The organism is Myxococcus vastator, assembly GCF_010894475.1.
GTDB lineage: Bacteria > Myxococcota > Myxococcia > Myxococcales > Myxococcaceae > Myxococcus > Myxococcus vastator.
Map to the genome: position 1 here is coordinate 1 of NZ_JAAIYB010000218.1, position 13,429 is coordinate 13,429.

The 13,429-nt window shown below is 70.8% G+C and carries 8 protein-coding genes; 3 read left to right on the forward strand and 5 right to left on the reverse strand.

The window, feature by feature from the left end; translation table 11 throughout:
* Together G4D87_RS21275 and G4D87_RS21280 are read left to right on the forward strand one after the other, a co-directional pair.
* Positions 1-813, forward strand: an 813-nt coding sequence (locus tag G4D87_RS21275) for a dioxygenase family protein (protein ID WP_240358468.1), incomplete at its 5' end; no start/stop codon positions are given.
* A gap of 31 nt (positions 814-844) precedes the next feature.
* On the forward strand, positions 845-1,468 hold the full coding sequence (locus tag G4D87_RS21280; RefSeq protein WP_163783894.1) for a YceI family protein: 624 nt from the start codon (positions 845-847) through the stop codon (positions 1,466-1,468).
* A 94-nt stretch (positions 1,469-1,562) separates the two neighbouring features.
* On the opposite strand, the gene G4D87_RS21285 is transcribed toward G4D87_RS21280, so the two are convergent.
* The 4 genes from G4D87_RS21285 to G4D87_RS21300 all read right to left on the reverse strand — a co-directional run bounded on the left by G4D87_RS21285 (position 1,563) and on the right by G4D87_RS21300 (position 12,289).
* Positions 1,563-8,150: a DUF6982 domain-containing protein gene (locus G4D87_RS21285; RefSeq protein ID WP_163783895.1), complete on the reverse strand. Its 6,588-nt coding sequence runs from the start codon at positions 8,148-8,150 to the stop codon at positions 1,563-1,565.
* Positions 8,151-8,276: 126 nt separating this feature from the next.
* Positions 8,277-9,668 carry a peptidase MA family metallohydrolase gene (locus tag G4D87_RS21290; RefSeq protein WP_205507668.1) on the reverse strand — a complete coding sequence of 464 codons (1,392 nt, stop codon included), beginning with the start codon at positions 9,666-9,668 and terminating at the stop codon, positions 8,277-8,279.
* Positions 9,669-9,727: 59 nt separating this feature from the next.
* Positions 9,728-10,945 (reverse strand): threonine ammonia-lyase, encoded by a 1,218-nt coding sequence (gene ilvA / locus G4D87_RS21295; protein ID WP_163783897.1) that lies wholly within the window; start codon positions 10,943-10,945, stop codon positions 9,728-9,730.
* Positions 10,946-11,059: 114 nt separating this feature from the next.
* Positions 11,060-12,289, reverse strand: a complete 1,230-nt coding sequence (locus G4D87_RS21300; protein ID WP_163783898.1) for a Glu/Leu/Phe/Val family dehydrogenase — start codon at positions 12,287-12,289, stop codon at positions 11,060-11,062.
* 71 nt (positions 12,290-12,360) lie between these two features.
* On the opposite strand from G4D87_RS21300, the gene G4D87_RS21305 reads away from it, so the two are divergent.
* Positions 12,361-12,879 (forward strand): helix-turn-helix domain-containing protein, encoded by a 519-nt coding sequence (locus G4D87_RS21305; RefSeq protein WP_163783899.1) that lies wholly within the window; start codon positions 12,361-12,363, stop codon positions 12,877-12,879.
* A 4-nt stretch (positions 12,880-12,883) separates the two neighbouring features.
* On the opposite strand, the gene G4D87_RS21310 is transcribed toward G4D87_RS21305, so the two are convergent.
* Positions 12,884-13,429 (reverse strand): RNA-binding protein (locus G4D87_RS21310; protein ID WP_205507669.1); only part of this gene is annotated, 546 nt, incomplete at its 5' end.

The following is a 13,429-nucleotide window of genomic DNA, read 5'->3' on the forward strand; positions in this document are numbered from 1 at the left end:
GTGCTGGGGACGGGGGGGCCTGGCGGCGGCCAGGCCGTGGCCCCCGCGGCGTTCATCTCCCATGGCTCACCGATGGTGGCCCTGGACGCGGATGCCTATCCGCGAGCGCTGCGGCGCTTTGGCGGCGAGGCCCAGGCGCGGGCCCTGGTGGTGGTGTCCGCCCATTGGGAGACGCCCGGCGAGGTTCGCGTCACTGCCAGCGCGCAGCCGCCCCTCATCCATGACTTTCATGGCTTCCCCGAGGCGCTCTTCCGGCTGCGCTACGGCGCGCCGGGTGCGCCGTCACTGGCCGAGGACGTGGTGGCCCGGCTGAAGGCGGGCGGGTTGCCCACCGTGGCCGACGCGGAGCGCGGCTGGGACCACGGCGCGTGGGTGCCGCTGCTGCATGCCTTCCCGGAGGCGAAGCTCCCCGTCGTCCAGGTCTCCATGCCGCTGGGCGCGAGCCCCGCGGACATCGCGCGGATGGGCGAGCTGCTCCGGCCGCTGCGCGCGCAGGGCGTGCTGCTGATGGGCAGTGGCGGCATCGTCCACAACCTGCGCCGGCTGAATTTCCAGGAGAAGGCGGCGTCCGTCGAGCCGTGGGCCGCGGCCTTCGATGCGTGGGTTGCGCGGAAACTGGAGGCGCGAGACTTCACCGGCCTTCAAGCCTGGTTGGAGGCACCGAACGCGCGGCTCGCGCATCCAAGGGCCGAACATTTGATGCCGCTCTATTTCGTCCTCGGAGCTGCCCTCCCCGAGGACCGTCTCACCCCCGTATTCGAGGGCTTCCATCACGGAACCTTGTCCATGCGCAGCTTCGCGCTGCGCGCCTGACTTCGCTGTATCTCCCAGGAGCACACCCCCGATGAAGACGTCCATGAAGAGCGCCGTTGCCCTGTTTTTCGCCCTCCCGTCCCTCGCGCTGGCCTCCACCTGGAAGGTGGATGACTCGCACTCCAGCGCCGGCTTTTCCGTCCGCCACATGATGGTGTCGAACGTCACCGGCTCGTTCAACGTGAAGAGCGGCACGGTGAACCTGGATGACAAGGACATCACCAAGTCCAAGGTCGAGGCCGTGCTGGACGCGTCCACCGTCAACACCGGCAACGCCAAGCGCGATGCGCACCTGAAGGCCCCTGACTTCTTCGACACGGCCAAGTTCCCGGAGATCACCTTCAAGTCCACCAAGGTCCAGAAGGCGGGCCAGGGCAAGCTGAAGGTCACTGGCGACCTGACCATGCACGGCGTCACCAAGCCCGTCGTCCTGGACGTCACGGGCCCGTCGAAGGAGGCCAAGGACCCCTGGGGCAACACCCGCACGGGCGTGACGGCGACCACCAAGCTGAACCGCAAGGACTTCGGCCTGGCCTACAACCAGGCGCTGGAGACGGGTGGCGTCGCGGTGGGTGAGGAAGTCACCGTGAACCTGGACCTGTCGCTGGTGAAGCAGTCGGACGCCGGCGCCCCGGCCGCGACGGACAAGAAGTAGTCCTTCGTTTCTCCTGAAATGACGGAGGGGCCTCCCACGGTGGTGGGGGCCCCTCTTTCATTTGCGGGGTACGGTGGCCCCGCCCGTCGTCCGCTCAGCCCTCGGCCACCGCCTGCACGCTGGAGCGGTAGATGAAGATGCGCGCGGTGTTGGTGCGCTGGTCGGCGGGGATGACGAAGAAGCCCGGCGTGCTGCCCTGGAAGTCCTGGGAGAAGCCCGCGACCTGACGTCCGTCATTGAAGGTGACCCGAATCTTCTGTCCCTCCACCTGCGGCTGACGCGCACCGGCGGCGAGCATGAAGAAGATGGCCTTCACGCGCTTGCCCTGAATCTGCTCGGCGGCGAAGCCGCTCTGCTGCTCCAGGGAGATGACCTCGTCGAGCAGGTCCGCGTCGCGGATGGTGCCGCGCTTCACCTGGCCTTCGACGGTGTGGATGATGACGCGGTGCTCGCCTTCGACGAAGGAGGTGAGGGCCGTGCCTCCGACGATGGCGGTGTCGTCGAAGAGCGGCTCACGCTCCACTGCGATGCGGTTGGCGGGCGCGGCCGGCATGACGACGGCGGCGTGCTGCGGCTGCGCGGCGGTGGCCAGTGAGGCCGCCTGGGCGAAGTGCGCGGGCGCCGGCGCGACGACAGGGATGGCGGCCATGGGCGCGGGCGGCGGCACCACGGCTTCTTCCTCGACGTCGATTTCGGAGACCTCCTGCTCGAGCTCCATCGAGACTTCTTCTTCCTCGATGGGCGTGGCCTCGGTGAAGTCCTGCGCCTGCGCGCCGAAGGAGCTGTCCTGCATGGGCTCGGCCTCCCACGCGGAAGCCTCTTCGATGGGCTCGGCCTCCTCCATGACGGGCTCCACGTCCACGGAGGCGTCAGTCCACTCCGCCGAGGCGGGCGTGGCCGTGTCCGCGAGGGAGACCTCTTCGGCGGGCGCTTCGTTCCAGCTCGCCGTCTGCTCCGAGGACCACTCGGCGGCGGGCGCGTCACCCGTGGGCGCGTTCCATTCCGAGGCCGCGGGGACGGTGTCGGCGGACGTGTCCCATTGCGAGGCGACAGGTGCGCTCGTTGAGGCCCATTCGGCGGCCGGAGCGGCTTCCTCGATGGGCTCCGCCCACTCGGCCTGGACTTCCTCGGTGGCGGGCGTAGCCCACTCGGCGTGGGGGGCTTCCGTGGGTGTTGCCCACTCCTGTTGCGAGTCCTCCGCCGGAGCGGTGGCCCACTCGGCCTGGACCTCCTCTGCTTCGGGAGTCGCCCACTCGGCCTGCGCGCCTTCCGTGGGGGCGGCCCAGGCGCTCTGGGCGGCTTCGGGCGTAGGCGTGGCCCACTCCGACGCGGGTGCGGCGGTTTCGGTGGCGGGTGTGGCCCACTCGGCCTGGACTTCCTCGGTGGTGGGCGAAGCCCACTCCGACGCCGGTGCGGCGGTTTCGGTGGCGGGCGTGGCCCACTCGGCCTGGACTTCTTCGGTGGCGGGCGAGGCCCACTCCGACGCCGGTGCGGCGGTTTCGGTGGCGGGTGTGGCCCACTCGGCTTGGACTTCCTCGGTGGTGGGCGAGGCCCATTCCGATGCCGGTGCGGCGCCTTCCTCGGGAGTCGCCCACTCGGCCTGGGCTTCGGCCGTCGCGGGCGAAGCCCACTCCGACGATGCGGTGGCTTCGGCCGAAGGCGTGGCCCACTCGGCCTGGGCTTCCTCTGTGGCGGGCGAAGCCCACTCCGACGCCGGTGCAGCGCCTTCCTCGGGAGTCGCCCACTCGGCCTGGACTTCCTCGGTGGGGGGCGAGGCCCACTCCGACGATGCGGCGGCTTCGGCCGCAGGTGTGGCCCACTCGGCCTGGACTTCCTCTGTGGCGGGCGAAGCCCATTCCGTTGCCGGTGCGGCGCTTTCCTCGGGAGTCGCCCACTCGGCCTGGACTTCCTCGGTGGCGGGCGAGGCCCACTCCGACGACGGTGCAGCGCCTTCCGCGGGAGTTACCCACTCGGCCTGGGCTTCCTCGGTGGCGGGCGAGGCCCATTCCGACGAGGCGGTGGCTTCGGCTGCAGGAGTCGCCCACTCGCCTTGAGCCTCTTCCGTGGCGGGCGAGGCCCATTCCGACGGTGTGGCGGCTTCGGCAGCGGGAGTCGCCCACTCGCCTTGGACCTCTTCAGCCGCGGGCGAAGCCCACTCCGGCTGCGCAGCTTCAGCGGGCGCCGCGGCCCAGTCGGTCTGCGCCACATCGGTCGCGGGCGCAGCCCACTCAGCCTGGGCTCCATCGGTCGCAGGCGAAGCCCACTCCGACGATGCGGCGGCTTCGGCCGTAGGCGTCGCCCACTCAGCCTGGACTTCCTCGGTCGCAGGCGAAGCCCACTCGGGCTGCGCACCTTCACCGGGAGCGGCTTCGGGCGCAGACGCAGCCCACTCCGGCTGCCCGGCGTTTTCCGTAGCGGGCGCGGCCCAGTCGGTCTGCGCGGCTTCCGCCGCAGGCGTCGTGGCCCACTCGGGCTGTGCGGCGACTTCTTCGACAGGCGTGGCCCACTCGGACTGCGCGGCCTCGGCGCCCGGCGTCGTCCAACCTGCCTGGGCATCCGTGGTGGCGTCACCGGTTTCTGGCGCAGCCCATCCGGCCTGGGCCTCGGTCGTCGCGGGTTCAGCCGTCAGGGAGGCTCCATCCTGCTGGGCGGGGCTGGCCCACTCGGCTTGCACTTCCACCGGTGCTGCGTCGGACGTAGGGGCTGACCCATCGGCCTGAACCTCCGCGGGCGTGGCCTCAGAAGCCTCGTCCCACTCGGCCTGAACTTCCACGGGCGCTGCTTCAGTCGACGCCGTGTTCCAGCCCTCGCTCGGAGACGCTTCAGCCGTGGCCCAATGGGCCTGGCCTTCCTCCTCGGTCGGCTCAGCCCACTCCGCTTGGAGTTCGACGGGCTCGGCTTCGGTGGAGGACGAAGCCCAGTCGGCCTGGGCTACCTCGGGCGTGTTCGCAGCCCATTCCGGCTGTGCGCCGCCGGGCGCGGTCTGCGCGGCGGTCTCGGTCCACTGCGCCTGCGCCTCGGTGGGCGCCTGCTCCTCGGTGGTGGCCCACTCGGGTTGGGCTTCAGGGGGTGCAGCGGCCTCGGCCGCAACCCATTCGGGCTGGAGCTCGGTGGTGGCGTCGGCCCACTCGGCCTGGACAGCCTCGGGGGCGGCGCCTGCGTCGGAAGCCGCCCACTCCGTGTCGCTCGGGGCAGGTGCCGTTTCCGCGGAGGCCATCCCCTCGGAAGCGGTGACAGGCGCGCTCTGCCCATCGACAGGCTCCGCCCACTCCGCCTGGAGTTCGACGGTTTCCGAAACAGGATCCTCCCAGCCCGCATACGCGTCGCTGGAAGCGGCTTGCTCACCCGAAGTGGCCCATTCCGTCTGGGCCGCTTCCGCAGCGGGCGGCTCGGAAGTGGAGGCCCATTCAGGCTGCAGCTCCAGGGTGCTCGCGTCACCCTCCGCCATCGCCACACCGCGCTCATCGGTCGGCGCGAAGTGTCCGTGGGCCAGGAACTCGTTCGCCGCCGCGAGAGGCACCGCCTCTTCGGGATTCCCGCTCAGGTCGAACATCTCCTCGGCGGAAGGCGTGCGCGCGGAGTGCCGTGCGGACGCATGCGTCGGCTCTCCCACCACCTCGAGCGTTTCCGCGTGGAGGTCCGGACCCACCTGGACCGGCCGAATCTCGAGCGATGGGACCTCCGACGCCGCGAAGGGCGCAGCTCCCTGCGGGAAGTCCACTTCGGGAGCAGCGGCCTCCGTCTCGACGTCGATGACCTCAAGCGTGGGCTGCTCGCTCCCGGCATCAGCGGCCTGGAACGATGCTTCTTCCTCGGCGTATCCGGGCGCGGACTCGACATCGATGACATCGAGCGAGGGCTCTTCGGACGCAACCTCGGCCGCGTTGAGCTCCAGCGTCGGGACGCTTCCCTCCTGCGCGGGAGACGCTGCGGTCACCTCAGAGGCATCGAGCGCGATTTCGGCCGACTGCGGCTCGGCGACGTCGGAGGCCTCCAGGGAAATCTCCGCGGCCGACTCAATGGGCGCGGATTCGGCGACGTCCGTGGCGTCGAGCGTGATTTCGGAGGGCGAATGGGCGGAGGCGGACTCGGCGACATCAGACGCATCGAGAGCGATTTCGGGCTCGCTCATCTCGGTTGCGTCAAGGACGAGCTCCGACCCGGTGGAGGCTTCGTCCGTGGTTTCGTAGGTGCCGTGCGCCGTCTCGATGACAGCCACTTCGCTGACGTCGGCGGCGTCGAGTGCCACTTCCGGATACGCCTCGGCGGTGGCCGACTCGCTCGCTTCGGACGTCGTGAAAGCGTGCTCGCTCCCGGTCGTGTCGCTGACCTCCGGGGCGTCGAGCACGGCTTCGGTGTACGGCTCGCCAGCGGCGGTCGCGTCGCCTGCGCTGGATGCTGTCTCTGCGTAGGGCTCGAACGAGGCGGCTTCGCTGCCGTAGGTGTCGGGGGGCGCGGCCTCGGCGACGACTTCGTTGCCGGCATCCGCGGCCGTCAACTCAGGCTCGGGAGCGGACGTTTCGACGACATCCGAAGCCGAGAGCGCAAGCTCGGGAGCGGCTGCGGTCGTGTCACCTGTCTCGGAGGTGGTCAGCGCCACCTCGGGATAGGCCTCCGCCGTCGCGGCGTCGCTGACGTCAGGCGTCGCGAAGTCTGCCTCAGAGTAGGCCTCCGCCGTCGCGGCAGCGCTGACGTCGGCCGTCGCGAAGTCCGTCGCGGGGTAGGTCTCCGCCGTCGCGAAGTCCGTCGCGGGATAGGTCTCCGCCGTCGCGAAGTCCGTCGCGGGGTAGGCCTCCGCCGTCGAGGCATCGCTGACGTCGGCCGTCGCGAAGTCCGTCTCGGGGTAGGCCTCCGCCGTCGAGGCATCGCTGACGTCGGCCGCCGCGAAGTCCGTCTCGGGAGAGGTCTCCGCCACGGCGACATCGGAAGCGTCGAGCGCGATTTCGGCGGGCGCGTTGTCGTCGCCCGTTTCAGTCCCGGCAGACGCGTCGAGCGCCGCCGTCTCCGGGGCGTGCTCAACCGCCTCGTCGCTCACGTCGGCTGCATCGAGCGCGATCTCGGTGGGCTCGGCTTCGGCCGAAGCCACCTCCGCGGTGTCGAGTGCAATCTCGGCGGGCTGTGCCTCGTAAGTATCGCCCGCGCTGAAATCCGTCGCGCCGTGGTCAGCCGTCACGTCGGTCGTCGTGCCCGCGTCCCACGCGTCCGTCGTACCCGCAGCCGACGCTTCGACCATGTCGGAATCATCGAGCGCGATTTCCGAGTCCGCGGCCTGCGAGGCCGCCTCCGGCTCCGCCATGGCGGCAACGTCGATGATGTCGCCCGCATCGGCGACGTCCACGTGCTCAGGCTCGACGGCGAGCGGCGCGGAGGCCCACGCATCATCGATGGCGGCGGGAGACTGCTCGTGGGCCAGGACAGGCTCGCTGTCGGCGGTGCCGTCCAGCAACTCGACCTCGGAGGAGGGGACCTCCACTTCCGTCGAGGCCAGGGCGTCGCCGGTGGGCGCCTCCGGTGCCGACTCGACCTCCATCGACATGTCGGCGAACGACGCCTCCAGGGAGGTCTCGGGCTCGGCGCTGGCGGTCACCGCCGGGGTGTCCGTGCTCACCTCCGAGAAGTCATCCTCCGCCACGTTCAGGGCTTCCGGCTGCGCCTCCTCGAACTCGGGCTGAGCCTCCTGCTGGAGGTCCTCGGTGACGTCCGCGAACGACGCAGACGGATCATCCGCCGCCGCCGGTTCCTCGTCGGCGGGTGTCGCCTCGATGGAGGGTTCCTGCTCATCACTCAGCGCGCTCTGCGCCTGGCCACCGGCGCCCGGCGTCATCCACGGCGCGGGCTCGCTCAGCGCGGGAATGTCGATGTCGTCCGACAGGCTGATGTGGTCTGGCTCGACAGCCGGCTGGGTCGCGGGAGCGGTGGGGTAGGGCTGCTGCACGGACTCCGCGGCATGGGCCTGCGGATCCGCCTGCCACGCCTCGGCAGCGCCTTGGGCGTAGCCCGCATTCGGGTCATGCGCCGGCTGCGCGTAAGCCTGCGCGTTCGGGTCGTAGCCCTGCTGCGCATACGCTTGAGCGTTCGGATCGTACCCCTGCTGCGCGTAAGCCTGGGCGTTCGGGTCATACGCCTGCTGCGCATAGGCCTGAGCGTTCGGGTCGTAACCCTGCTGCGCATACGCCTGCGCATTCGGGTCATACGCCTGCTGCGCGTAAGCCTGAGCGTTCGGGTCGTAACCCTGCTGCGCATAGGCCTGAGCGTTCGGGTCGTACCCCTCTTGCGCGTAAGCCTGGGCGTTCGGGTCGTAGCCCTGCTGCGCATACGCCTGCGCGTTCGGGTCGTAGCCGGCGGGGTAGGGGTACCACTGGCCATCGGCGGCGTAGTAGCCCTGGGGCTGCTGCTCATAGCCGGCGGGGTAGGGGTACCACTGGCCATCGGCGGCGTAGTAGCCCTGGGGCTGCTGCTCATAGCCGGCGGGGTAGGGGTACCACTGGCCGTCCGCGGCGTAGTAGCCCTGGGGCGCGGCCTGCTGCTGCCAGGCGGCGGCGTCCGCGGCTGGCGCGTCATCCACGCCCAACTGTGCGCGCAGCTCGTTCCAGCGAGCCTCCTCCACAGGAGACAGGCTTCCCAGCTTCCGCTTCTCGTCGAGGAAACGGAATTCTCTCATCGCTGCGCGCGTGTCCGACATCCGTCACCTTGCTGCGGACAGCGTACCGCCGAGCTTCTGTCGCAGCGTAAATAGAGGGGGCTGCGAGTCTAGGGGACTCCCGGGAACGGGTAAACCAATTGGCCCGGGCCTGGCTGCCAGCCTCCCCTACTGGAGAGCGGCCCGGACGTCCTCGTCGAGGCTCGCCCGCGTCTTGCCGTAGTGCTCCGACAGTGCCTCGTCGATGGGTCTTCCCTGTCCCACCTCGCGGACCATCGTGAGGAACCGGCCCGTGCCGCCCCGCTTCACCAGCTCGCGGACGGCCACGGCGGAGGTGGCATAGGCGACCGTCGGATTCCGCTGCATGATGAGGGACGAGCCCTCCATCTGCGCCAGCTTGGGCAGGCCGTTCGCCTTGGCGGCCTGGGCCATGTAGTTCCGGACCGACCGCTGGGGGTCCTCGACGCCCAGGTAGCGCCACTCGACGTACTCGGCCAGTCCCTCGTTGAGCCAGATGGGGAGGTTGTTGCCGTAGCCGCCACAGAAGTCGTCCAGCGCGGCGTGGACGTACTCGTGGACCAGGGTGGCCTTGGTCTGCTGCGTGAGCTCCGCGGCGTCGTTGATGCGGATGGCGTTGTCGGAATAGAGCCCGGCGACCGCTCGCGCCCTCGCCGCGCCGAAGTGCGTCTGGAACTCCGCGAGCGTGTACAGGATGATGTCCACTGGCGCCTGTCGCACCTCGCCCAGCATGCTGCGGGTGAAGTCGTAGGCCTCGTCCAGGGCGGCGACGATTCGGCCCTCGTACTCCGCGCGCTGGCCGAAGTCGCGCTGGTTGTTGAAGTACTTGATGACGAAGCGGCTGTTGGAGCGCGTCCGCATGCCGTCCGCGCCGGTGCCCGACTCGTAGCTGAGGCTGGCCGAGCGCGTGGAGCCCCGTCCCTGGCCGGCCACCGCGGGCTGGGCTTCGACCATGACGGTGGGCCTCCCGCTCGTGGCGCCGTTCATCCGCAGCTCCAGGCGCTCCGCCTCCCGCCGCGCGGCGGTCTCCTCCGTTGTCTTGGCGCGGGCCTGCACGAGCAGCCGCTTCGCCTCCGCGGCCTCCTTCGACTTCGCCGGCACCTTCTCCAGCGCGGCCACGGCGCCCGCCGCGTCCTGCTCCTCCATCAGCAGCCGCCCCAGCTCCAGGCCGAAGGCGCCGTCCTTGGGGTACTGGGCCAGCCCCTTGCGCAGGGCGGCCTCCGCGGCGGCCCGCTGGTCCGTCTTCCGCGCGGTCCGGGCCAGGCACCGCAGCGCGCCCGCGGAGTCACCGTAGACGGCGGCGCGCTCGCCCAGCGAGTACGCCATCACCGGGTCTTCGTCCCTCAGGGCCTCGCAGCCCTTCTGGAGCGCCGTGGCGACGGTGCTCCGCTGCGCGGCGGGCACGTCCGACGCCTCGCCGGCCGAGAAGGCCAGATACAGCTCCTCCCAGGCGCGGCTGGCGGCGAGCGACTTCGCCTTCTGTCCGGGAGAGGCAGGGGCGGCGGTCAGCAGCAGGGCGGAGAGCAGGGCGGCGGGGCTCATGCCCTGAGTATCGCCGGACACGGGCGCACGGGCGCAAGGCCCTCTGCCCCGGACGGCTGTTACTTGCGGGCCACCTGCCAGCCCAGCCGGTGGAGCGCGCGCTCCAGCTCCTCGATTTGCGCGGGCCCGGTGGTCTCCAGCGTCACCTCCACCATGGTCTCCCCCAGGCCCGCCTTGGAGAAGGCGCGCTCGTGGTGGATCTCCACGACATTGGCGCGCAGGTCCGCCACCTGCGTGGTGAGCTTCGCCAGCATGCCGGGCCGGTCCGGCAGCCGGACCTCCAACTGCACCAGGCGGCCGGCCTTCACCAGGCCGCGCTCGATGATGCGGCTGATGACGTTCATGTCGATGTTGCCGCCGCTGAGGATGATGGCGGTGCGCCGGCCCCGCGCGGCGGGCACGTCACCGCGGAGCAGCGCCGCCACGCCCACCGCGCCGGCGCCCTCCACCACGCTCTTCTCCTGCTCCAGCAGGGTGAGGATGGCGGCGGCGATCTCCTCCTCGTCCACCGCCACCACCTCGTCCACGTACTTCTGCACCATGGGGAAGGTGAGGTCTCCCACGCGCTTGACGGCGATGCCGTCCGCGATGGTGGTGCCCGCGGCGGCCAGCAGCACGCGCTCGCCCGCCTCCACCGACGCCTTCATGCTGGCGATGGTCTCCGCCTGCACGCCCACCACGCGGATGTCGGGCCGCGTCTCCTTCAGCGCGCACGCGATGCCGGAGATGAGCCCGCCGCCGCCAATGGGGACGAGCACCACCTCCAAATCAGGGCACTGCTCCAGCAGCTCCAGGCCAATGGTGCCCTGGCCGGCGATGACGTGCGCGTCATTGAAGGGGTGGATGAAGACGCGGTCCTCCGCCTTCTGGATGCGCAGCGCCTCCGCGTACGCCTCGTCGTAGTTGGTGCCCTTGAGCACCACGCGCGCGCCGTAGTCATCCCGCGTGCGCGACACCTTGATGAGCGGGGTGCGCTCCGGCATGACGATGGTGGCGTTCACGCCCAGCCGCCGCGCGTGGTACGCCACGCCCTGCGCGTGGTTGCCGGCCGACGCGGCGATGACGCCCCGGCGCCGCTCGTCCTCGGTCAGCGTCAGCAGCTTGTTGAGGGCGCCGCGCTCCTTGAAGGCCCCGGTGCGCTGGAGGTTCTCGAGCTTGAAGTACACCGCGGCGCACTCCGTCCGCTCCGTGAAGTAGTCCGACTGCGGGCACGGCGTGGGGCGAATGGCCGAGCGAAGGCGCTCGCGCGCGGCCTGGATGTCCTCGAGGGTGACCATGGCCGCGCCTCTACCGGATGCGAGCCCCGGGCGGAAGAGACACGAGGAAAGAGCGCGCTCCGCCGCCTGTCTGCCGCGCCGCGCCACGTCCAGGGCGTGACACGGCGGGCCGCGTCAGATGCCGCGCAGCACGGTGGCCTTGCCCACCCGGCCAATCGCCAGGATGTACGCGGCCGTCCGCATGGAGACCTTCCGGGAGCGCGCCACCTGCGCCACGCGCTCGTAGGCCTCCTTCATGGACTTCTCCAGCTCCGCGTTGACGCGGTCCTCTTCCCACGACAGGTGCTGGAGGTTCTGCACCCACTCGAAGTAGCTCACCGTCACGCCGCCGGCGCTGGCCAGCACGTCCGGCACCACGAAGATGCCGCGCTTCTCGAACACCTCGTCGGCCTCCGGCTGCGTGGGGCTGTTGGCGCCTTCGATGATGAGCCGGGCGCGCACCGCGTGGGCGCTCTCCCGGGTGAGCACGTGGCCCAGCGCCGCCGGGATGAGGACCTCACAGTCCGCGCCCAGCACGTCCTCGTTGCTGCACGAAGCACCGCCGCCGAAGCCCGTCACCGTGCCGGTGCGCTTCACGTGCTCGAAGAGGGACGGGACGTCCAGGCCCTGCGGGTTGCGCACGCCGCCCAGCGCATCCGACACGGCCACCACCACGCCGCCGTCCTCCCAGAGGAGCTGCGCGGTGTGGCTGCCCACGTTGCCGAAGCCCTGGAGCGCGAAGCGCGTGCCCTTCACCGGCAGGCCCAAATCCCTCAGGATTTCACGCGCCACGTAGAGCAGCCCGCGGCCGGTGGCGGCCTCGCGGCCCTTGGAGCCGTACAGCTCCAGCGGCTTGCCCGTCACCACCGCGGGCGAGTGGCCGTGGTAGCGCGAATACTGGTCCATGATCCACGCCATCACCTGGGGGTTGGTGTTGACGTCGGGCGCGGGGATGTCGCGCGTGGGGCCGATGACGTCCTGCACCTGGTCCACGAACTTCCGGGTGAGGCGCTCCAGCTCCTTGATGCTCAGCTGGGACGGATCACACGCGATGCCGCCCTTGGCGCCGCCGTAGGGGACGTTCACCACGGCTGTCTTCCACGTCATCAACGAGGCGAGCGACGCGCACTCGTCCTGGTCCAGCATCGGGTGGTAGCGCAGGCCGCCCTTCATGGGGCCGCGGCTGTTGTCGTGCTGGATCCGGTAGCCGAGGAAGGTGCGAATCTCCCCGGAGTCCATTTCAATGGAGACCTGGACCTTCACCTCGCGCAGGGGCGTGGCGAGCAGCGTTTCGATGGGGGTGCCCACGTCCATGATCCGCGCGGCCTTGCGGAAGTAGTAGTTGGTACCCTCGACGGCGCTCATGTGTCGGCATGCTCCTGGATGGCGGCGCGCGCGACCTTAACAGAAGGGGTGCGCTACCATAGGAAACTGCCATGCCGCCCGAACCGCCGGATGCTTCCACCGTGAGTGGACACCTCCAGGGACTGGCCCGGCGCATCCGGGCACTGCGGGAGCGGCGGGGCCTCACCCAGGAGGACCTCGCCGCCCGCTGCGGCATCTCCGTGTCCTTCGCGTCCCTGCTGGAGCGGGGCGAGCGCAGCCCCAGCTATGAGACGCTGCTGCAGGTGGCCGCCGCGCTCCAGCTCCCGCTGTGGGAGCTCTTGCGGCTGGAGGACACGAAGGACGCGGGGGTCCACCGGCTGGAGGCCTTCGTCCAGGGGCGTGGCCTGGCCCGCGCGGACGTGGACCGACTGCTGTCGGTGGCGGAGGTGATGTTCAACGGGCCCGCGCCCGCGCCGGCGACGGAGGACCTCCAGGCCGTCCGGCCGGAGCCCGCCCGCTGCGGCGAGCCCGGCTGCGACAAGCCGGTGCTCGCCCGGAGCCTGTGCGCCGCCCACTACCACCGCGAGCGGCGCAGGAAGGCCGCCAGTCCAGGGACTGGCGGCACCTGAGGGACTACTTCCGCTTGGCCTGCTCCACCTTGAGCGTGCGCTCGCCGTGGGGCTTGCCGTGCGTGGTCTCGAAGGCCGCGACGTCCTCGTCGGCGACGAAGACGTACGCGTAGGTGGGGCGCAGGTCCGTGCGCAGCACCTTGCCGGCCGGAGCGCCCGCGGCCTCCAGCGCGGCGGCGACGCCCGCCTCGTCCAGCCCGTCCTGCTTGCCCAGGCCCACCCACAGGCGCGTCTGGCCGGGCACCTCCGGCAGGGCCTCCGTGCGGGGACGGCGCTCCGGGCGCGCGCCACGCGGACGGTGACGCTCCACCTTCAGCGCCTTCTCGCCGTGGGGCTTGCCGTTGACGGCCTCGAAGCCGGGCGCGTCGTCCTCGGCCACGTAGGCGTAGCCGTAGGTGGGGCGCAGCAGGGTGCGCAGCACCTTGCCGGCCGGAGCGCCCGCGGCCTCCAGCGCGGCGGGCAGCTTCGCCTCGTCCATGCCGTCGTCCATGCCCAGGTTCACCCACAGCTTCGCCTCGCCGGGGCCCGCGTCCGGGGACGGGGGCCCCGG